Here is a 17,879-nt window from a genome sequence, read left to right on the forward strand (position 1 = left end):
TCAGCCCCCGTAATGGCGGTCGGCGGGCAACGGATTGAGCCCGTTCTCGGGAAGCGCGGCCAGCAGGTCGCGGGTGTAGGGGTGCTCCGGCGTCGTGAGGACGTCGGCCGCGCGCCCGGTCTCGACGACCCGCGAGGCGAGCATCACCGTCAGGTCCGCGTCGTCCGGCACCACACCGAAGTCGTGGGTGGTCACCAGGACCACGCGGTCCGAGCCCAGCCCGGTGAGCAACGCGACGATGTCCCGCGAGTGGTCCCGGTCGAGCGCGGACGTCGGTTCGTCCGCGACCACCACCGGCGGGTCGCCCGCCAGCGCGGCCGCGATCGCCGCCCGCTGCACCATGCCGCCCGAAAGTTCATGCGGATACTTCCGCAGCGCTCCGGCTTCGAGACCCACGAGTTCGAGCAGTTCTTCCGGCCCGCGTTCGCCGCGAAGGTGACGAACCGTTTCCGCGAGCTGCCCGCCCAGGCGCCGGACAGGCGTGAAGCACGTCATCGCGGATTGCGGCACCACGCCGATGACGCTCCCCCTGCGCGGTTCCGGATGACCGTCGACCGACACCTGCCCGGTCAGCTTGGCCGAACCAGGGAGAAGCCCGGTCACGGCGGCGCACAAGGTGGACTTACCGGAACCCGAACCGCCGATCACGAAATGCGGCCTGCCCGCGGCAGCGACGAGATCGACGTCCGTGAGAGCTTGGCCAGTGGGGAACCACACCCCGACCCCTTCGAGCGACAGCGTCACGCGATCACCTCCGGACGACGGGTCAAGGACCTGCCCAGCGCGGAGAGCGCCAGGGTGACGGCGACGATCGCGCCCGCCGGGAACACCAGCCGCCACCAGTGTCCGAGCAGCAGCGCCTCCCCGGACTCGGCGAGCAACGTGCCCAGAGATGCCTGGTGCGGCGGCAATCCGACGCCGAGGAAAGACAGCGTCGACTCGTGCCAGACGGCGTGGGCGACCAGCAGTACCGCGGCCACCCCGGCCTGGCCCGCCGCGACGGGCAGGAAATGGATCCGCGCGATCCGCGCCGCGGGCAGTCCCCTGAGCCGCGCGACCTCGACGTACTCGGCGTTGCGCAAGGAAAGCAGTTCGGCGCGGACGACCCGGGCGGTCGCCGTCCAGTGCGTGAGCACGAGCGACACCACGATGGCGATGAGCGAACCCCGGAACAGCGTGACGATGAGCAGCGACAGCAGGAGACTCGGGATCGCCGTCATCGCGTCGGCCACGCGCATCCCGACGCGGTCCCACCAGCCACCGAACGCTCCGGCCGCGACGCCGACGAGCAGCCCGACGATCGTGGAAAGAACGGCGGTGGCGAGTGAGATCCCCAGCGATACCCGCATTCCCATCGCGACCAGGGTGAACAGATCGCGTCCCGAAGTATCGGTGCCGAACCAGTTCCCGGCGCCGGGTCCCCGATCAGCCGCCGCGAAATCCGTGATGGCTTCGTCGATCGGGTGCACGATCGGGGTGATGATCGCGTAGGCGGCCAGGGCCGCCACGGCAGCGCCGGCGATCCAGGTGGCGCGTTCGTGGTCAGCCATCGGCTTCGATCCTCGGGTCGACGGCGATCGCGGCGGCGTCCGCGGCGAGGTTGCCCAGCAGGACCAGTCCCACGGTGAGCACGGTGACGATCGCCAGCAGCGGGAAATCCAGGGCCCGTGCGGAATCCACGGTCGCGTCGCCGAGACCGGGCCACGCGAACACGGTCTCCACGACGGTGGCCCCGACGAGCAGTTCCGGCAGCCTGCCTCCGATGAGGGCGAAGAAGGGCGCCGAGGCCATCGGCAAGACGTGTCCACTGTGGACCACGTGCCGTGGGAGGCCGCGGGCGCGGGCTCCTCGTACGGCGTCGCTGCTCATGGCGCCGGTGATGGCTTCCCGCAGTCCCAACGCCAGCCATGGCACCTGCGAAACCCCGAGGACCAGAGCGGGCAGGACGAGATGGCGAGCGGCGGACGCGGCCGTGACCGGCTCCCCCGGATCCGTGAGCCCCGATGTGGGGAACATCCGGAGCGTGACGGCGAACAGCAGGACGGCGCCCAAGGCGACGATGAACGGCGGCACGGCCTGCAGCACCACGGCGATCGCGCTGATCACGCGGTCGGCGAAACCACCGGCTCGCAAACCCGCCGTGACACCGAGAGCGCATGCGAGCACGACCGCCACCACCGAGCCGGCGAGACCCAGCAACGCCGTCCATCCCAGCCGTTCGGCGAGTACCTGCGCGACCGGCTCGTGGTACGCCCGTGAGTAGCCGAAGTCGCCGGTCACCGCGCCGCTGATCCACTGCCACCAGGCCGCGATCCAGCTCTGGTCGAATCCCAGCGTGTGGCGGAGCACCTCGCGCTCGGCCTCGGTGTAGCCGTCGCCCGCCCCGCCGAGGTACGCCTCCAGCGGGTCGAACGGGCTCGCCGCCGCCAGCGCGAAAGCGGCCATCGACACGACGAGCACCAAGGGGACGCCGAACAGCAGACGGCGAACGGTGAGACGACCGATCCGGGCGCGGCGCGACCGCGTCACTTCCGCGTCCAGCGCGCCAGGGAGTACCACGGACCCCAGGCCACGCCGTGCGCGTGCGGCTCCAACGCGGTGGCCCCCGGGTGCCATCCGTTGTCCCGGATCACGTAGACGTGGTTCTCCGAGACGAGCGCGAGCATACCCGGCGCGGCGTGGTAGGCGGCCTGGAAGTCCCGGTACAGCTTCGCCCGCTTGGCCGGATCCCGTTCGACACGGGCCTCTTCCAGCGCCTTGTCGACGGCGGGATTCACGTAGTCCGAGGCGTTGTCCCACTTCGAGCCGACCCCCGCGGCCGCGTACCGCGAGTGGAACTTCGGGTACAGCTGGGTGTCCACTGTGTACGGTTGTCCGCCCCCGCCGAGCAGGAACGCCGTGGTGGAAAGGTAGTGCGGCGTCATGGTCGACTTCTCCACCGCCACCGGCTTCATCTCGATGCCGATCTTCTTGGCGTCGGAGACGCTGGCCATCGTGAGATCGCGGCGCAGTGTCTCGGTCGGGTAGTAGGCGACGTCGAACCGCGCCCGGCGGCCGTCCTTCACACGGACGCCATCGGCGCCGGTGCGCCATCCGGCGTCGTCGAGGACCTTCCGCGCGCGGTCCGCGTCGAAAGTGAAGTCCTGCGCGGGATCGTAGGCGTCGCCGAACAGCGGGGTGACCAGGGTCGAGACCGGAGTGCCTTCGCCTTGGAGGATGTCGCGCACCATCGCGCCGCGGTCGACACCGAGGTTCAGGGCGAGCCGGACGGCGGCGTCACCGGCCACCGGATCGCCGCTGGGAAGCGTGATGCCGAGCCAGTCGTTGGCCTTGCTCACCACCGTGCGGTAACCGTCCTTCGAGACGGCACGTGCCAGCGCCGGGGACAGCCGGGTGCCGTCCGCACCGCCCGCGAGCTGAGCCGCACGCGCCTTCTCGTCGTCGGTTCGCCGCACGACGAAGGTCTTCACCTGCGGTTTGGCACCCCAGTACCCGTCGCGCGCGGTGAGGACGACCTGATCGGGCCGCAGTTCCGTCAGCGCGTAAGGCCCCGTCCCGACGGGGTGGTCCCCCAGCGTCGACTTGTCCGCCGGTCCGGGGGTGGCCAGCGCCTCCGAGGGCGCGATCGCCAGGAACAGCCGGTGCGGCACGTCGCCGTAAGCGCCGTTCAGCAGGAAATCGACGGTGTCCGGGCCGGCCACCTTCGCGGTGCGCAGGAAGTCGAAGTTCGCCGCGATCGGTGACGCGAACTTCGGATCGACGACGGCGTTGTACGTCGCGGCGACGTCCTCGGGCCCGAAGGACGTCCCGTCCGAGAAGGTGACACCCTTCCTGGTCCGCACCCGCCAGTGGGTGAGATCGCCGTCGACAGGCTCGGGCGCCCCCTCCGCGAGCACCGGTACCGCGTCCGGAATCCGGTCGTCCTGCCCTTCCGCGACGCGGTACAGGCTCTCGTAGATCTTCGATTCGCCGTTGCCGCCGTGTCCGGTCAAGGGATTGAACCGGCCGAGTTCTTCGGCGTCGATCACGACGAACCTGTCCGGTGCACCCCCTGAAGTCGCTGGTGCGCCACAGCCCACGAGAACGGCGGCGGAGAGGGTGGTGAGCGAAACGGTGAGCAGGCGCGAAGGCCGACGATGGAAAAGCACGGCCGCAGCTTAATGAAAATGATAGTCTTTATCATTAAGTGTGAGCCTTGTCACGAACCGAGGTCGCCGGCCAGACGGGCAGTTCCACCTCCAGCCCCATGACCCGGGCGGTCAGCCGGCGGCGCGGCCATCTGCCCGCGGTGCCGACGTCGGCCAGATCGCCGATGAACACCTTGCGCTGCAACGACGTCATCGAGCGCCACCCCATCCTGAACATCGGCCGGACCGGCGCGACGAACTCCCTGACGGGTTCGTGCACCCCGGCGACCCGAGCCGGATAGTCGTGGACCGGCAGGTAGATCAGGTCCAGGTCGATCAGCGGTTCGGCGCCGCCCGTCCGGTGATGACAGCGCGCGAGGATCCGGGCGATCTCGTCCAAGGCGAGCCGCACCGTGCCGAGCATCTGATGCTGCCACCGGCCGAGGAACGGCGCGTTCAGCGACTGTGCCGCCACCTCCTCGGGCATCACGATCAGCGCCCGGACCGCGGTTCCGGGAAGTTCCACGCGCAGCCGCGCCCACTGACCACCGGCGTCGACGAGGAAACGCGGCAGGGGCCCGGCGTCGTCCAACCGGACTCGGATCCGTTCCTGCACTTGAGCGAACGGATGGTCAAGCGGCTCGGCGCCGTTGTTTCGTCCGCCGGGCAGCACGAGCACGAACTCCAGGTCGTCGCCGGTCAGCCTCAACCGCACGGGGAAGAGGGAGCCGACGTCGTTCGTGAGTGCCGAACCGGCGACGAGTGCCGTGGCGCTGGAACCGCCTCGGCTCATCGCAGCCTCCTCCGATACAGCCGATCGTCACCGGGAACCGCCGGTCAGACCTGCAGTTCGGCCTCGATGCGCTTGAGATAGTGCCGGGCCAGCGCGAGATTCGCCTGCTCCCTGTCGAGCACCAGGTACAGGAACAAACTGCTCCTGCTACCGACCGAATCCAGCAGCCGGATGAGGTGATACTGGCGGTGCAACGTGATGAGGATGTCTTCGATGCTGTCGTTCAGCCCGAGCGCGGAAATGACCCGGAGCTTCGATCTGACGACATCGGTATTACCCGCCGCCGCGACCTCCAGGTTGAGCCAATCACCTCCCCCGCTGGTACCGAGCGACATGCCGCTCTCGTAGTCGACCAACGCGACACCGACGGCGCCGGCGATCGACATGGACTCCTTCAGAGCCGCTTCGATGTTCATGGAACTCCACTTCACTTGTTGAGGGGACGACGACGCGAGTGAGGCGTCGGCGGGATTGGTCGTGAGTGGCGTTTCGGGTTAGAACCCGAAACGCCACTCACGACCAGCGGCACCGACCAGGCCCCGTTCGCCTTACCTTCGTTCGTGGCCCGAAACCGCGACGGGGGCGACCAACAAGCCGATCCGCTCGATGATGGGGCGACATTCGAAAAGAAGGCGTCCGACGTTCAGGTTCTTGTCTCCCATGATGACCAGCAACGCCATCCGGCCGACGGCGTAAACGGCCATATAGCCGTCGCTGCTGAAGACCACGGTCTGGTTGAGCGTCCCCTTACCGGTCATTTCGGCCGCCTGCCGGGCGATCCCGAGGTTCGCGGCCGCGAGCGCGGAAACCTTGCCGGGGTCGATGTCCGCGGCCGCGTCGGCGATGATGGGGATCCCGTCCACCGCCGCTATCACCGTGTCGGTCACCCCGGCGATATTGTCGCGGAGATTCCGCAGCTCAGCGGCCAATGCGTCGAAATCCACTACTCCTACTTCCTGGGTTCGCAATGGTCAGCGCTTCGGAGATCCGGCGTGAAAAGAACAGGGAACAATTCACCGGAATCGATCACCCGATCAGGTCTTCTCGACTGCGGGCGACGCTACCAGCATCACTACTTTTCGCCTATCGATGAAGAGCTACCCGCGGCAGAGTCACGCGATCGGCTCAAACACTCGCTGTCGTCATGAGAATTCGCCAGAATTCCCCGGACCGGAGCGGCTGTGGTGAAATTTCAACACTTCCCGGAAAGCCGTCACGATCGCGCAGGACGCGCGAGCAGTCGCTCCAGCCAGGATTCCCTCGCCGCGACACAGGCTTCGGCCACGGCCGAGGTCGGGGCGAGGTCGTAGAAGCCGTGGAAGGCGCCACCCCAGACATGTAGTTCGGCCTCTCCTCCGGCCGCCCAGATGGCGCTCGCGTACGCCACGACCTCGTCCCGGAAGACCTCGGCCGCGGCGACGTCGAGGAACGTCGGCGGCAACCCGCCGAGGTTCCTGGCGCGGGCCGGGGCCGCATACGGCGAGACGTCGGGCGTACCCCGGCGCTCTCCCAGGACCATCGTCCACGCCGTCAGGTTGCTGGTGCGGTCCCAGACACCGACACCGTCGTACTGGCGCGCGGACACGGTGTCGTTGCGGTCGTCGATCATCGGGCACTGCAACAGCTGCCCCGACAACGCGGGACCGCCGCGGTCCCGCGCCAGCAGGGTGGTGCCGGCGGCGAGGCCCCCGCCGCCGCTCCCGCCGAAGATGACCAGCCTGTTCGCGTCGAATCCCAGCTCGTCCGCGTGCGCGGCCATCCACGCCAGACCCGCGTAGCAATCCTCCACCGGCACCGGATCCGGGAACTCGGGCGCGCGCCGGAACTCGACGGTGACCGCGACGGCGTCGTACTTCATCGCCCAGTCGATGAGCGGCCCCACCGACGCGAACCTGTCGGCCATCACCATCCCGCCGCCGTGCACGTGATAGATCCCCGGGCCGCCGCCGCGGTGATCCTCGCGTGCGATGACCGACACGGTGATCGTCGCGCCGCCGTATCCGGGGATCGTGTGATCGGTCCACGTGACGGGGCGGTCCCCGATCTGCTCCTCGATGGACGGGATCTTCAGCGCCCGGTAGTGCTCCAGCTCCTCCGCCGTCATGCCGACGGGTACCTGCCCCGCCAGCGCGGGCAGGACCGCGGCGAGTTCGGGATCGTAGACGGGCTCACTCACCCGCCCGACCCTAAACGCCGCGCGCCGACAACGGATATACGACCTCATCGGCAGCCTCAGTAGGCGTCGCGGATGCTGAACGTGGTGACGCAGAATTCGTCGTCGTCCTTGCGGTCCGAGATCATCGTGCCCCTGACGGCCCGGTTCTCGACGGTCCCGGAGACGTCCGCGAGCACGAACCTGGACGTCCCGCTCGTCCTGGTGATCTCGACCCGGGAGCCCAGCGGGAGCAGGGAATCGATCTTGTCGTCCATGAACCGTTTCTGCTGTTCGCAGGCCAAGGCGATCGCCCCCGGCTTGTCACCCCCGGCGATCTTGCCGAGGAAGTCCTTGATCACCTGGACCCCCTTCTCCGGCGCTTGAGGCGCGGGACGTCGGGTCACGGTGACCCGCGAACGAGACGGCCTGCTGACCCTCGTGCTGCTCGTGGGGCTCGTGGTCTCGGAAGTCGGTGCGGGGCTGCTGGACGACGGGACCGGGAGCGGGATGCTCTCACCCTTGCTGAGCAGGAACCCGGGAGCGGCGAAGCCGGTGATACAGAAGGCGACCAGGGCGACCACGCCGATCAGGATCCCGACCGCCAGGCCGGTCCTGTTCTTGTCCGGCGGCGGTGGGGTGCCCCAGCCCTGCTGAGGGTACGGCTGCGGCTGAGGGTCGTGGTGGCCGGACGGACCTGGGTAAGTCATCGGAGTCACCTTCCGTTCGAATGGCCTGAAACTGGTGCTCCGACGGCCATCGGAAGAGACGGGTTCCCACCTTTCGGTGATATTACGGCTACCCGGATTCCGTTCCTGAACTGGGAAAAGTGTGGTTCAGGGCGAATTTCGGACGCCTCGCCACCCCTCTGTCCTCAAAGGATTCGGCGGATGTCCGTGAAGGCCTCCTTCCCTACTCTCAGGGTAGGGAAGGAGGCCTTCACGGACATCGCGATCGGGGTTGTGACACTGAGTGCCAGAGTCAGCGTTCGGTCTTCAGTGCCGCGCTGACCTGGGCGATGACCTCCTGCAGCGGCGTGGCGGTGGTCATCACCGCTACCACGGTCTTCTCACCGTCACCCGCGACGGCGGCACCGGACCGGAACGCGTCGACGACCAGCGCGAACGCCTCGGCCGCGCTGGCCTTGATGTCGTCCTCGCCGCCGCTGCGCAGCCAGCGCCGGAGTACGTGGTTGTTCGCCGCCGCGATCGCCGCGGCGGCGACGGCCGCCCGCAGACTCGCGACGTCGTCACCGCGATCCTCGAACCGCGCCTGCAGATACCGCGCGAGAACTCGCTGATAGCGGTCGACGGTCGCGACCTCCTTGTCCCGCAGCGCGGGAACCGTACGGGTCAGCGTGAAGCGTTTGAGCGACACATCGAGTTCGGCGGCGTAGGAATCGAGCACCAGTGCGACGGCGCCGCACGCCACCTCCACCGGCTCACGCGTCGGGGACGCGGCGTCGAAGTACTCGTTCATCTCCGCCACGATCTCGTCGTGGTTGGCGAAGAGGACGTCGTCCTTGGTGTCGAAGTAGCGGAAGAAGGTCCGGCGGCCGACACCGGCGGCGGCCGCGATCTCGTCCACGGTGGTGGCTTCGTAGCCGTTGGCCACGAAGAGGTCCACGGCCGCGGCGGCCAGCTCACGACGTAGGCGCAGCCGTCCCGCGGGAGTCGCGCCCACCCGGGCGACCGGCGCGCGGCGCGGCGATTCCGTCATGGATCGGACGGTAGCAGCTACTTGCTAATGACACTGAGTGCCGTTAGCCTCGATCCGTGCAGTGGAGGCTCGTGTCTCCCCAACTCGCTGAGCGGAAGGCGCCGACGATGTCGCTCGACCAGAAGTTGCCGCCGATCACCCTGGACCGGGCCTACGACCGGGTCGATGCCTACGGCCGGCTCTTCGGCTGGCCGGTCCGGTGGCGCGGGCCCCAGCCCTTCCTGGCACTCGAAAACGGACTCTGCGCCGTCACGATGCCCAAGCTCAGCGCGGGACCGCCACTGGCCCGTCTCGACCTGATCGGCTGCGCGGGCCCGGCCATGATGCTGCAGACACAGCGCGGCCCCCGGGTCGCCGTGCTCGCGGAGATCGACGGTCTCGTACCGCTTCGGGACGACCTGCCCAGGGACGTCGAGGTCCTCGCCTGGGGAACCTTGCTCCCACTCCCCGCCGGGCCCCGGCGCTCCGACATCACGTCGGAATGGATCACGGCGCCCGACCCGCACCGCAGGTGGCTCCCCGGTCTCGACGCGGTCCTCTCCGGCATCGCCGACGCCGACCGCTGACCGGCGGGCTCGGGCCGGTCAGTCCACGATCGCGGCGATCTCCCACAACCCCAGCGACTTGTCGGCGTAGGCCCCGTTCTCCTCGGTACACCCCTCGACGAGGACCTCCAGCGGCGCCGGGAACCCGAACGGTTCCCGGCACAGGTTCAGGGGCCGCCAGTCGCCCGTCACGATGTCGACGTTCGTTTCCAGCTCCGTGAACGTCGTGGTGAGCAGGTATCGCGCGCCGCCGCGCCGAAGATTGCGCAGCGCCCGCCGGATGTCGGCGTAACTCAAGTGCACCAGGCAATCCCGGCACAGCACCAGATCGACCTCGGGCAGCGGGTCACCGGTCAGGTCGAGCACACGGAACTCGTGCACCGGATCGTCCCGGAACCGCGCGGCGTTCATCTCGACCAGATCGGTGACGATGTCGGCCCCGATGTACCGGTCGAGATCGAGGTCGGCCTCGCTCAGCCACCCGAAATCCCCGCACGGCAGATCGAGCACCGTCCGCACGCCGAAGCGATCGAGAAGTCCCGGCAACCGCTCGCGGAGCTGCCGGGTCTGAGCCGATTCGGATCCCGGCCCGGAAACCGATCCGGAACTCCACAGCCGCGATCGGAAGATGTAGGTGAAGCGATCCCGGTTCTCCATGCTTTCGAGCTCGTCGGCGACTCGCCGGAAGTTGAGCTGCGCGGTGGTGATCGGCCGTTCGTCCACACATCCATCGTAAAGGCGGACAGGACGATCAGCCGGGCGATGACCGGCGGTTCGCCGCGACGGTGGATCGCAGTGTCACCTTCGGGCCGACCATGCTTGGTCGTGAAGCCGCCCGCGAAGGCCACCCGGGAGCCGGCCCTGGCGTCGACCGGCTTGGTGCGTCGAGCAGCGTGTCGCGCAGCTGGTCGTCGCGCTGCCGGCGGCCGGTATCGTCCGGTCGGTTTCCAGCTCGCATACGGCGCGCCCGTTGATCTGGCTCGCGCGCATCCGCGCCAGCTCCTGGACCGTGACCGGCAGAGACGAGCCGGCCAGCGCCCTTCCCGCCGAAACGATGGTCTTGAGAAACTTTCCGCCGACCGGGTTGCCGAAGTAGTCGATTCGGGCGTCCATCGCGATCTCCTTGTCGTAGTGGGTCTATACCCGACCGACGACGTAGCGCCGCGAAATGTGAGGCCGTACCGAACGCTCAGTCCTGCGGGGTAAGGACGACGATCGGGATCTCGCGATCGGTCTTCGCCTTGTACTCGTCGTACAGCGGGAAGATGCGTGCCATCTGGACCCAGAGGGTTTCGCGTTCGGCCGCGGTCGCTACCCGGGCGCGAGCGGTGAACCGGCGGTCGCCGACCTGCACCCCGACGCTCGGGTCCGCAACGAGGTTCTTGAACCACGCCGGATCGTCTTCGGCACCGCCTTTGGAGGCGACGACGACGAAATCCTCGCCCGCGGTGCCGTAGATCAGGCAACAGCGGCGCGCGATACCGGACTTTCGTCCGGTCGTGGCCAGGATGAGCGTGTGGACGCCGTTCGACTCGTGTCCCTCGGCGCCGTCCGTGGCCAGATACTTGCGAGTCTGCTCGGCGACCCAGTCCCATCGCGAATCGGTGGCACGGTCGAGGTCATCGGCGACAGCCATGACGGAAAGTCCTTTCTGGACGGAAGTCGCGCAGCCGTCGTGGCCGCTCTTGCCCTTCGTTCAGCGCATGCGCTGCTACCGAAGATAGCCGAAGCGGGATGGGTCACGGTGCGAACAACCGGTCCGAGGCGTGCAGGGATCGGCGGCGCAGCGGATCGAGCTCGATGAGTCGCCGGCATCGAACCCGGGATGCGGCCGGGCGAACGTGGCATGTCGGATCGCGCGTCCATGAAGGCCTCCTTCACTACCCAGCCGAGCACCTCCATGGTGACGATCGAGACCCACCCAAGATCAACTCAAGCTACGTGGCATTGGGTTATTGAGCAGAAAGGCAAAGGTGGCGTGTTCTTCCGGTCGCCCGCACGCCGACCCCGGGTGTTGCGAAAGCCACTTTCGCAACGTTGAAGGTTGCGAAAGTGGCTTTCGCAACACCCGGGACTCCGCCGCCCACGAGAACCACAAGACCCGCGTCGAAGGGGACTTTCCCCTCACTATACGAGCGGAAAGTCCCCTTCACCCCGCTGATCACCGGTCCGTGAAGGCCTCCTTGAGGGACTCTGGGTCCCTCAAGGAGGCCTTCACGGACTCGGCACCCGACACGACACCTTTGCCTTACCCCTCAAGAGAACTCACGAATCTCCGGATGCACCAGGAACAGCCACATCGAGTTACGATGCCGACCCCGGCCGGTTCGGCGACCTCTTCGCGCCAGTTCCCGGGCGGGGTCCACGGTGGAGGTCGTCCGCGACACGACCCGCGTCCTGACCCAGGGCGATACGAGGGTCCGAACCCGCCACTGACGGCCCGCTCAGCAGGCCTCGACGAGGGGCGGGGCGGTGCAGCACGCGCCGGTGAAGCAGCCGAAAACATCGCCGGCGGCCTGGTTGGTCCAGTTGTCGAAGCGGTGGATGGTGAAGTCGATCCGCGCCGTCGTCGCCGTGTCGATCCCGGTTTCGGCGAGCAGCGACCGGACGTTGTCGGCAGTGGTGGTCCGCATCGAAGTCCCCTTGGCTCGAGGTGTTGGTGAGTACCCGAATCCTGACTCCGGCGACAAGATGACAACAGTGCGGCGCGTCACCGGGGCGGTATGCCTTTTACCTACGCCGAACGGAGCAGCCGGGCATCGGTCCGAGGCCGGCCACGCGCTGTATCCACACCCGCGACGTCTACGACTTCACCGGCTGGAAGAGCCTCACCGACACCATCGGCGACCGCTGACGAGCGGGCTCACCCCGCGGCGGCCGTCACCCGAGGCTGCCGCGGGAACGCGTTCCGGTAGGCGCCGGGTGACACACCGACCTGTTTGAGGAAATGGTGGCGCAGGTTGTTCGCGGTGCCGAGGCCGCTGAGCTCCGCGACCCTCTCCACCGGGAAGTCGGTCGATTCCAGCAGGCTCTGCGCCTGGGAAAGGCGTTGCGCGAGCAGCCATTGGAGCGGTGTCGTGCCGGTGGCCTGCTGGAGCCGCCGGTAAAAGGTCCGTCGGCTCATCATGGCGCGCCGCGCGAGATCCTCGATCGTCAGCGGCTGGTCGAGATGCGCTCGCGCCCAGTCGAGCACCGGCGCGAGTCCTTGATCGTCGGTGGCGGGGACCGAGAGAGCGATGAACTGGGCCTGCCCGCCGGGCCGATGCGCCGGCACGACCATCCGGCGGGCCAGCTGATTGGCCACATGCGCCCCGAGATCGCGGCGGACCAGGTGCAGGCACAGGTCCAGACCGGCGGTCATCCCGGCGCTGGTGAGCACGTCGCCGTCGTCCACGTAGAGCACGGAGTCGTCGACCTCGATCCGAGGGAAGCGCTCGGCGAGCCGAGCGGTGTGCATCCAGTGCGAGGTGGCTCGACGACCGTCGAGCAGCCCGGCCTCGGCGAGTGCGAAAGCGCCGGAGCACAGGGAAACCATGCGAGCGCCCGCGTCGTGGGCGCGGCGTAGCGCGGTGATCAGCTCGGGCGAGACGGGCGCGCCTTCGCTGAGCACGTCGTCCGGTACCGAGGACACGATGACCGTGTCGGCGCCGACGATGTCGTCGAGCCGGTACGGGGTGCGAAGCGCGAACCCCGGTGCGGCTTCCGAGGCTCGATCGCCTGTCCCGCACATCCGCAGGTCGTACCAGGGATCGGCGAGATCGGGCTGGGGCATCCCGAAAACGGTGGCGGGGATGCTCACCTCGTACAGGTCCCAGAAGGCGACCCCGATCTCTTCGGGGACGATCAAGGCGACCGATCCAGCGCTCATGGCCACATCCTATGGCACGAATTTGGTGCTTCCGGTCATTCGTGTCACTGGCAGCGCGGATTCCGGGTCACGAGGCTGGACATATGAGCACGACACCCGAACACATCACCGTCATCGGCCTCGGCAATCTGGGCCGTGCGCTGGCCGAGGCCTTCCTCCGCCACGGCCATCCCACCACCGTCTGGAACCGCAACGCCGACAAGGCCGAAGCGCTCGTCGCGGCCGGAGCGACGGAGGCGGCCACGGCCGCCGAGGCGATCGCGGCGGGCGATCTCGTGATCGTCGCCCTGCTGGATTCCACCGTCGCCCGGCAGGTCCTGGAGGGCGCGGCCGACGCCGTCGCCGGGCGCGCCCTCGTCAACGTCACCTCCGGCGGGCCGGAGCACGCACGGGAACTCGCCGCCTGGGCCGCCGAGCACGGCGCGGAATACCTCCACGGCGCCGTTTACGCGGTACCGCAAACGATCGGCACCACCGAGTCTTCGATCAGCTACAGCGGTTCCGAAGCCGTCCACCAGCGCGGGCAGGCATCGCTGGACCTGTTGGGAAAGGGCACTTTCCTCGGCGCCGACGCCGGCCTCGCTTCCAGCTACGACGTCGCCATCCTCGCCGGGATGTACGGCATGATCGGCGGTTTCCTGCACGCCACGGCGATGGCGACGGCGGCCGGGATCCGCGCCACCGAACTGACGCCGATGCTGCTTTCCTGGCTTTCGGACGCGTTCCCGGCGCTGTCCACTTTCGCCGAAGAGATCGACGGCGGCGCCTACAGCGGCGGCGAGTCCAGTCTGGCCATGAACCAGGCCGGGTTGACCACGATCATCCGGGCCGGGCAAGGGCTGGGCGTCCCGGCCGACACACTGCTCCCGATCAAGGAACTGATCGACCGGCAGATCGCCGCCGGACACGGCGCGGCCAGCCTCTCGCGCGCCGTCGAGTCCCTTCGGAGTGCCGCGTGAGCACGACGACCCGCGACTTCGGCCAGCTGGAAACCGAATTCGACACCTACGTCGGCGCCATCAACTACGCCACGATGGTGACCGTCGACGCCGAGAACCGTCCGCGGACCCGCGTCCTCATCCCGGTGTGGGAGAAGGTCGACGGACGACCGCGCGGCTGGCTGGCCACCTACCGGACCCCGGTCAAGGCGGCGCATCTGGAGGGCAACCCGCACACCAACTTCTCCTACTGGGCACCGGGGAACAACTCCGTGGCCGTCGACGCGGTCGCGGTCTGGGACAACGACCTCCCGGTCAAGGAACACGTGTGGGACCTGTATCGCAGGACCAGCCCGCGCGGCGCCGGCTATCCCCTCGGCAATTTCTGGAAGTCGCCGTCCGATCCCCGGCTGCACGTGCTGCGGTTGACACCCTGGCGGATCCAGGTGATCCGGGGCACCGACCTGCGCAGCCGGATCTGGCGAGCGGACCGGCCCTAGGCGAGCCGTCTCCGGTCATCCGCTCTGCTGGGCCAGCGCGACGGCGATACCCGCGGGACCACGGAGGTAGCAGAGCCGGTAGCTGTTCTCGTACTGCACCACCTCGCCGATGAGTTCGGCTCCGTGCGGCCGCAAGCGTTCGATGACGGCGTCGATGTCGTCGACGGCGAACATGATGCGGTGTGCGCCCAACGTGTTCGTCGGGGCGTGCGGGTCGCTCTCCCGGACCGACGGCGTCCGGTACTTGGTCAGCTCGAGTCGTCCATGGCCGTCCGGGGTGCGCATCATCGCGATGTCCGATCGGACACCTTCGAGCCCGACGAGGCGATCCACCTCGCTGCCCTCGACCGTCGCCTCGCCTTCCAGTTCCAGGCCGAGTTCGGCGAAGAACGCCTTCGCGGCCGCGAGGTCGTCGACGACGATGGCGATGTTGTCCAACCGCTGGGTCGCAGCGCGCCCAGTGCTTCGCTGGTCGGTGTCGGTCATGGTGATCTCCGTTCAGGGGTACGTGTTCAGGCGCTCTGGCGTTCTTTCTGGCGTTGCATGAGCTCCTCGATGGCGGTGGGCAGCGTGGTCTCGAAGTCGATCAGCTTGACCCAGGTCGGCTTCACCACGACCCGGACCATGCCTTCGTAGAGCGACTTCACGCCCACCTCCCACTCGGCGCGCTGCTCGGGCGTCATCTCGTAGGTGCCGTTCCACTGGAGGTACTCGTCCGGGATGCCCTCGACGACGTCCAGCTCCGCATTGCCGCGGATGAGCAGGACCTTCGGCGGATGCGACTCGGTGTCGATCGTCAGCGCGACCGCGGGATTGCGGCGCAGTGCCGGGAGTTTCCGCGCGTTCGTCGCGGTGCACATGACGATTTCCTTGCCGTTCCAGACGATTCCGATCGGGATCGACCGCGGGGTGCCGTCGAGCGCGACGAAGGCCAGCCTGGCCAGATCACGGGCCAGCAGTTCCTGGCTGAACGGGCGGCTCAGTACCTCGTCGATGGCGTTCTGGTCCATGGTTCGGGCTCCTCAGTTGTAGTAGCGGCGGGCGCTGGACCCGACGCGGGTGATGTCGGTGCCGTAGATGTGGAGGCTGACGGCGGTCTCGTCGCCGACGTTGCGGATACGGTGGATGTCGCCGGGTGGCGCGAACCCGCTGACCTCGCCGGGAGCGTTGTCCCGCGTGCCCAGGGGATTGAGTGCTTCGTCGAACAGTTCCTCGTGCTCGATGCCCGACAGCACACCCACGACGCACCACGTGATGTGATCGTGGATCCGGGTGGTCTGCCCGGGGCGCCACACCAGGCCGAGGATCGAGAACGCCCCGTCGGCCTCGGCGTGCAGCAGGTGGCCCGCGACCCGGTCGGGCTCGCCGAGAAGCTGCCCGGGTGTCAGGATCTCGGGGCCGGGCAGATGCGCCCGGAGCTGATCGGCGACCAGGTCCGCGGTGTCCGACCAATCGGTCCCTACATCGACCGCTCGGCGCACCGCCCCGACGAGATCGGTGAGCGTCGTCAGTGAGCGTGTCATCGCGGCGTCCTCCTTTCGCTGAGCGGGTTCGTCCCGATCAGCTTCCCGCGCGCCGACTCATTCGTCTAATGACAATGATTGGGCGAACCTATCGGTACCCTTTATGCATGCTGGATATCCTGCGGTTACGGGTGCTCGCGGCGATCGCCACCCAGGGCTCGGTCACCAAGGCCGCCAAGCACCTGAACTACTCCCAACCCGCCGTCAGCCACCATCTGGCCAGGCTGGAGGCCGAGACCGGCGCCAGGCTCGTCCAGCGGGTCGGCCGCGGCATCCGGCTCACCCCGGAGGGCGAGCACCTGGCCCGCCGCGCCACCGAGATCCTCGGCCGGGTCGACACCGCCGCAGCGGAACTGTCCGCGATGGTGGGCCTGCGCACCGGCCGCGTCCGGGTCGCCGGCTTCCAGTCGGCGCTCGCCGCGCTGGTACCGCACGCCGCGGGCACTTTGCGCCGCGACCACCCCGGCATCGACCTGCACCTGGTCGAGGCCCACCCGCGCGTGGCCCTCGATCTGCTGAGGGCCGGGGAGGTCGACGTCGCGGTCGCCTTCCGCTACGACGACGCGACCCCGGACGACGTCCGCGCCACGCACCTGTTCGACGACCCGATGTACCTGCTCAGCCTCGAACCCGGCCAGACACTGGCGGGCAACCGCGACTCCGAATGGATCGCAGGCTGCGAAAACTGCCGCCGCGAGTTCCTCGAGGCCTGTGACAAGGCGGGTTTCGTCCCGCCCATCACGTACACGAGCGACGACATCATCGTCCAGCAGTCCCTGGTCGCCGCGGGTATGGGCGTGACCACCATGCCGGGGCTGGCCCTGCGCACCCACCGCGCACCCGGAATCGAGGCCAGCGTCGTTCGCGACTTCCAACGGCACGTCTACCTGGCCACCTACGGCGACCCGCCCGATCCGCCCGCTACCGCGGCCTTCGTCGGCGCGCTGCGCCACGCCGTCCAGCAGACCCGGCCAGGCGATCTGACCCCACCCGCGTAGAGCCACGCGCTCGACGGTGCACCCAGGTGCGCTTCGCGGGATGAGCGGATGTTGGGCAGGTCACGGATTGTCGACGAAGCTCCCGACTCCGAAACGCAGCGGCGAACGAAACTGACTTGCCGGGCGGGGGTGGTGCGATCGGCCAGGACTCGACAGCCGGGGTCGGACGCCCCCGCGCTTTCCGCCACTGTGGCGGTCAGGTGACGCCTATCCCAAGGAGTTCCGGTCGGTGTTCCAGTCATTGATCTTTCTGATGGCCGGCGGTGTGCTGGGTGTTCTGCTCTCTCCCTCGGAGGACACCTTCAAGAACCTGGTGGCAGGCAGGCGTGGTGAGCTCACCGGAAAATGGAGCCAGACGTGCGCCGCCTCGTACCACAAACCGTATGCCAGAGTCGACGTCGTCCGGGTGACGCAGCGTGCCGACGGGAAGGTCTCCGGCACCGTACGGCGTGTCGAGCCGGCCGGTGAGCGCGGCCGGAAGTGGCACCTGGCGGGTCTGGTCAACGGAGACGAGCTGGTGCTGATCTTCCAGCCTCGCGGGCGAAACTACGATGGCTCCAGCTACGGGGCCATCGTCCTGCACCGCAATTCGCAGGGGGCCAGAAACGCTTGGTGCGGGTCCTACGTCCGGCCGGGTACCGATGTCGACAGACCAACCGGCGTGAGCAACTGGGAACGCGTCGACCTGACGTGGAGCCGGGACTTCGCGAAATAGC

The 17,879-nt window shown here is 68.3% G+C and carries 23 protein-coding genes; 5 read left to right on the top strand and 18 right to left on the bottom strand.

Annotated features, from left to right (window positions below):
• The 10 genes from H5J31_RS40450 to H5J31_RS19875 all read right to left on the bottom strand — a co-directional run bounded on the left by H5J31_RS40450 (position 1) and on the right by H5J31_RS19875 (position 8,791).
• On the bottom strand, positions 1–744 hold the full coding sequence (locus H5J31_RS40450; RefSeq protein ID WP_181774096.1) for an ATP-binding cassette domain-containing protein: 744 nt from the start codon (positions 742–744) through the stop codon (positions 1–3).
• A complete protein-coding gene (locus tag H5J31_RS19835) occupies positions 741–1,550 on the bottom strand; it encodes an ABC transporter permease (protein WP_181774097.1) in 810 nt (269 codons plus the stop codon). The genes H5J31_RS40450 and H5J31_RS19835 overlap by 4 nt, the downstream gene beginning before the upstream one ends.
• Complete coding sequence (locus H5J31_RS19840) at positions 1,543–2,559, bottom strand: ABC transporter permease (protein WP_328701560.1); 1,017 nt, start codon at positions 2,557–2,559, stop codon at positions 1,543–1,545. Before H5J31_RS19840 ends, H5J31_RS19835 begins: the two co-directional genes overlap by 8 nt.
• Positions 2,526–4,148, bottom strand: coding sequence for an ABC transporter substrate-binding protein (locus H5J31_RS19845; protein WP_207898316.1), 1,623 nt, complete (start codon positions 4,146–4,148; stop codon positions 2,526–2,528). The genes H5J31_RS19840 and H5J31_RS19845 overlap by 34 nt, the downstream gene beginning before the upstream one ends.
• Positions 4,149–4,182: 34 nt before the next feature.
• A complete protein-coding gene (locus H5J31_RS19850) occupies positions 4,183–4,920 on the bottom strand; it encodes a hypothetical protein (protein ID WP_181774099.1) in 738 nt (245 codons plus the stop codon).
• 44 nt (positions 4,921–4,964) lie between these two features.
• Positions 4,965–5,336, bottom strand: a complete 372-nt coding sequence (locus H5J31_RS19855) for a hypothetical protein (protein WP_181774100.1) — start codon at positions 5,334–5,336, stop codon at positions 4,965–4,967.
• Positions 5,337–5,468: 132 nt separating this feature from the next.
• On the bottom strand, positions 5,469–5,864 hold the full coding sequence (locus tag H5J31_RS19860; RefSeq protein WP_181774101.1) for a roadblock/LC7 domain-containing protein: 396 nt from the start codon (positions 5,862–5,864) through the stop codon (positions 5,469–5,471).
• A gap of 269 nt (positions 5,865–6,133) precedes the next feature.
• Positions 6,134–7,096 (bottom strand): alpha/beta hydrolase, encoded by a 963-nt coding sequence (locus tag H5J31_RS19865; protein ID WP_328701561.1) that lies wholly within the window; start codon positions 7,094–7,096, stop codon positions 6,134–6,136.
• A gap of 56 nt (positions 7,097–7,152) precedes the next feature.
• Positions 7,153–7,782, bottom strand: a complete 630-nt coding sequence (locus H5J31_RS19870; RefSeq protein ID WP_236005279.1) for a hypothetical protein — start codon at positions 7,780–7,782, stop codon at positions 7,153–7,155.
• Positions 7,783–8,053: 271 nt separating this feature from the next.
• Entirely contained in the window at positions 8,054–8,791 is a 738-nt protein-coding gene (locus tag H5J31_RS19875; protein ID WP_181774103.1) for a TetR family transcriptional regulator, read from the bottom strand.
• A 71-nt stretch (positions 8,792–8,862) separates the two neighbouring features.
• On the opposite strand from H5J31_RS19875, the gene H5J31_RS19880 reads away from it, so the two are divergent.
• Positions 8,863–9,357, top strand: a complete 495-nt coding sequence (locus H5J31_RS19880; protein WP_328701562.1) for a glycogen operon protein GlgX — start codon at positions 8,863–8,865, stop codon at positions 9,355–9,357.
• A gap of 18 nt (positions 9,358–9,375) precedes the next feature.
• Here the strand turns inward: H5J31_RS19880 and H5J31_RS19885 are convergent, their stop codons facing one another.
• The 5 genes from H5J31_RS19885 to H5J31_RS19905 all read right to left on the bottom strand — a co-directional run bounded on the left by H5J31_RS19885 (position 9,376) and on the right by H5J31_RS19905 (position 13,204).
• Positions 9,376–10,059 carry a class I SAM-dependent methyltransferase gene (locus H5J31_RS19885; protein WP_181774104.1) on the bottom strand — a complete coding sequence of 228 codons (684 nt, stop codon included), beginning with the start codon at positions 10,057–10,059 and terminating at the stop codon, positions 9,376–9,378.
• A 75-nt stretch (positions 10,060–10,134) separates the two neighbouring features.
• Positions 10,135–10,449 carry a carboxymuconolactone decarboxylase family protein gene (locus H5J31_RS39905; protein ID WP_236005280.1) on the bottom strand — a complete coding sequence of 105 codons (315 nt, stop codon included), beginning with the start codon at positions 10,447–10,449 and terminating at the stop codon, positions 10,135–10,137.
• 76 nt (positions 10,450–10,525) lie between these two features.
• On the bottom strand, positions 10,526–10,972 hold the full coding sequence (locus H5J31_RS19895) for a nitroreductase family deazaflavin-dependent oxidoreductase (RefSeq protein ID WP_181774105.1): 447 nt from the start codon (positions 10,970–10,972) through the stop codon (positions 10,526–10,528).
• An 808-nt stretch (positions 10,973–11,780) separates the two neighbouring features.
• Positions 11,781–11,969: a hypothetical protein gene (locus tag H5J31_RS19900; protein WP_181774106.1), complete on the bottom strand. Its 189-nt coding sequence runs from the start codon at positions 11,967–11,969 to the stop codon at positions 11,781–11,783.
• A gap of 230 nt (positions 11,970–12,199) precedes the next feature.
• Positions 12,200–13,204, bottom strand: coding sequence for a GlxA family transcriptional regulator (locus H5J31_RS19905; protein WP_181774107.1), 1,005 nt, complete (start codon positions 13,202–13,204; stop codon positions 12,200–12,202).
• Positions 13,205–13,287: 83 nt separating this feature from the next.
• Between H5J31_RS19905 and H5J31_RS19910 the strand changes: the two genes are divergently transcribed.
• On the top strand, positions 13,288–14,163 hold the full coding sequence (locus H5J31_RS19910; RefSeq protein ID WP_181774108.1) for an NAD(P)-dependent oxidoreductase: 876 nt from the start codon (positions 13,288–13,290) through the stop codon (positions 14,161–14,163).
• Positions 14,160–14,642, top strand: coding sequence for a pyridoxamine 5'-phosphate oxidase family protein (locus H5J31_RS19915; RefSeq protein ID WP_181774109.1), 483 nt, complete (start codon positions 14,160–14,162; stop codon positions 14,640–14,642). Before H5J31_RS19910 ends, H5J31_RS19915 begins: the two co-directional genes overlap by 4 nt.
• Before the next feature lie 15 nt (positions 14,643–14,657).
• On the opposite strand, the gene H5J31_RS19920 is transcribed toward H5J31_RS19915, so the two are convergent.
• From H5J31_RS19920 to H5J31_RS19930, 3 genes are read right to left on the bottom strand one after another with little or no spacing between them, the layout of a single operon-like run.
• Positions 14,658–15,128, bottom strand: a complete 471-nt coding sequence (locus H5J31_RS19920; protein WP_181774110.1) for a VOC family protein — start codon at positions 15,126–15,128, stop codon at positions 14,658–14,660.
• Between the two features lie 26 nt (positions 15,129–15,154).
• Positions 15,155–15,652: a pyridoxamine 5'-phosphate oxidase family protein gene (locus H5J31_RS19925; protein ID WP_181774111.1), complete on the bottom strand. Its 498-nt coding sequence runs from the start codon at positions 15,650–15,652 to the stop codon at positions 15,155–15,157.
• A gap of 12 nt (positions 15,653–15,664) precedes the next feature.
• Positions 15,665–16,165, bottom strand: coding sequence for a cysteine dioxygenase family protein (locus H5J31_RS19930; protein WP_181774112.1), 501 nt, complete (start codon positions 16,163–16,165; stop codon positions 15,665–15,667).
• Positions 16,166–16,272: 107 nt separating this feature from the next.
• On the opposite strand from H5J31_RS19930, the gene H5J31_RS19935 reads away from it, so the two are divergent.
• Complete coding sequence (locus tag H5J31_RS19935; RefSeq protein WP_181774113.1) at positions 16,273–17,163, top strand: LysR family transcriptional regulator; 891 nt, start codon at positions 16,273–16,275, stop codon at positions 17,161–17,163.
• Between the two features lie 229 nt (positions 17,164–17,392).
• On the top strand, positions 17,393–17,878 hold the full coding sequence (locus H5J31_RS19940; protein WP_181774114.1) for a hypothetical protein: 486 nt from the start codon (positions 17,393–17,395) through the stop codon (positions 17,876–17,878).
• Position 17,879: the final 1 nt, after the last annotated feature.

Origin of the sequence: Amycolatopsis pittospori (assembly GCF_013870525.1) — a bacterium.
GTDB lineage: Bacteria > Actinomycetota > Actinomycetes > Mycobacteriales > Pseudonocardiaceae > Amycolatopsis > Amycolatopsis pittospori.

Coding starts and splice junctions, on each gene's coding strand:
- H5J31_RS19835 (WP_181774097.1), bottom strand. CDS start 1,550: ATGGCTGACCACGAACGCGCCACCTGGATCGCCGGCGCTGCCGTGGCG.
- H5J31_RS19850 (WP_181774099.1), bottom strand. CDS start 4,920: ATGAGCCGAGGCGGTTCCAGCGCCACGGCACTCGTCGCCGGTTCGGCA.
- H5J31_RS19855 (WP_181774100.1), bottom strand. CDS start 5,336: ATGAACATCGAAGCGGCTCTGAAGGAGTCCATGTCGATCGCCGGCGCC.
- H5J31_RS19870 (WP_236005279.1), bottom strand. CDS start 7,782: ATGACTTACCCAGGTCCGTCCGGCCACCACGACCCTCAGCCGCAGCCG.
- H5J31_RS19875 (WP_181774103.1), bottom strand. CDS start 8,791: ATGACGGAATCGCCGCGCCGCGCGCCGGTCGCCCGGGTGGGCGCGACT.
- H5J31_RS39905 (WP_236005280.1), bottom strand. CDS start 10,449: ATGGACGCCCGAATCGACTACTTCGGCAACCCGGTCGGCGGAAAGTTT.
- H5J31_RS19895 (WP_181774105.1), bottom strand. CDS start 10,972: ATGGCTGTCGCCGATGACCTCGACCGTGCCACCGATTCGCGATGGGAC.
- H5J31_RS19900 (WP_181774106.1), bottom strand. CDS start 11,969: ATGCGGACCACCACTGCCGACAACGTCCGGTCGCTGCTCGCCGAAACC.
- H5J31_RS19905 (WP_181774107.1), bottom strand. CDS start 13,204: ATGAGCGCTGGATCGGTCGCCTTGATCGTCCCCGAAGAGATCGGGGTC.
- H5J31_RS19910 (WP_181774108.1), top strand. CDS start 13,288: ATGAGCACGACACCCGAACACATCACCGTCATCGGCCTCGGCAATCTG.
- H5J31_RS19920 (WP_181774110.1), bottom strand. CDS start 15,128: ATGACCGACACCGACCAGCGAAGCACTGGGCGCGCTGCGACCCAGCGG.
- H5J31_RS19925 (WP_181774111.1), bottom strand. CDS start 15,652: ATGGACCAGAACGCCATCGACGAGGTACTGAGCCGCCCGTTCAGCCAG.
- H5J31_RS19930 (WP_181774112.1), bottom strand. CDS start 16,165: ATGACACGCTCACTGACGACGCTCACCGATCTCGTCGGGGCGGTGCGC.
- H5J31_RS19935 (WP_181774113.1), top strand. CDS start 16,273: ATGCTGGATATCCTGCGGTTACGGGTGCTCGCGGCGATCGCCACCCAG.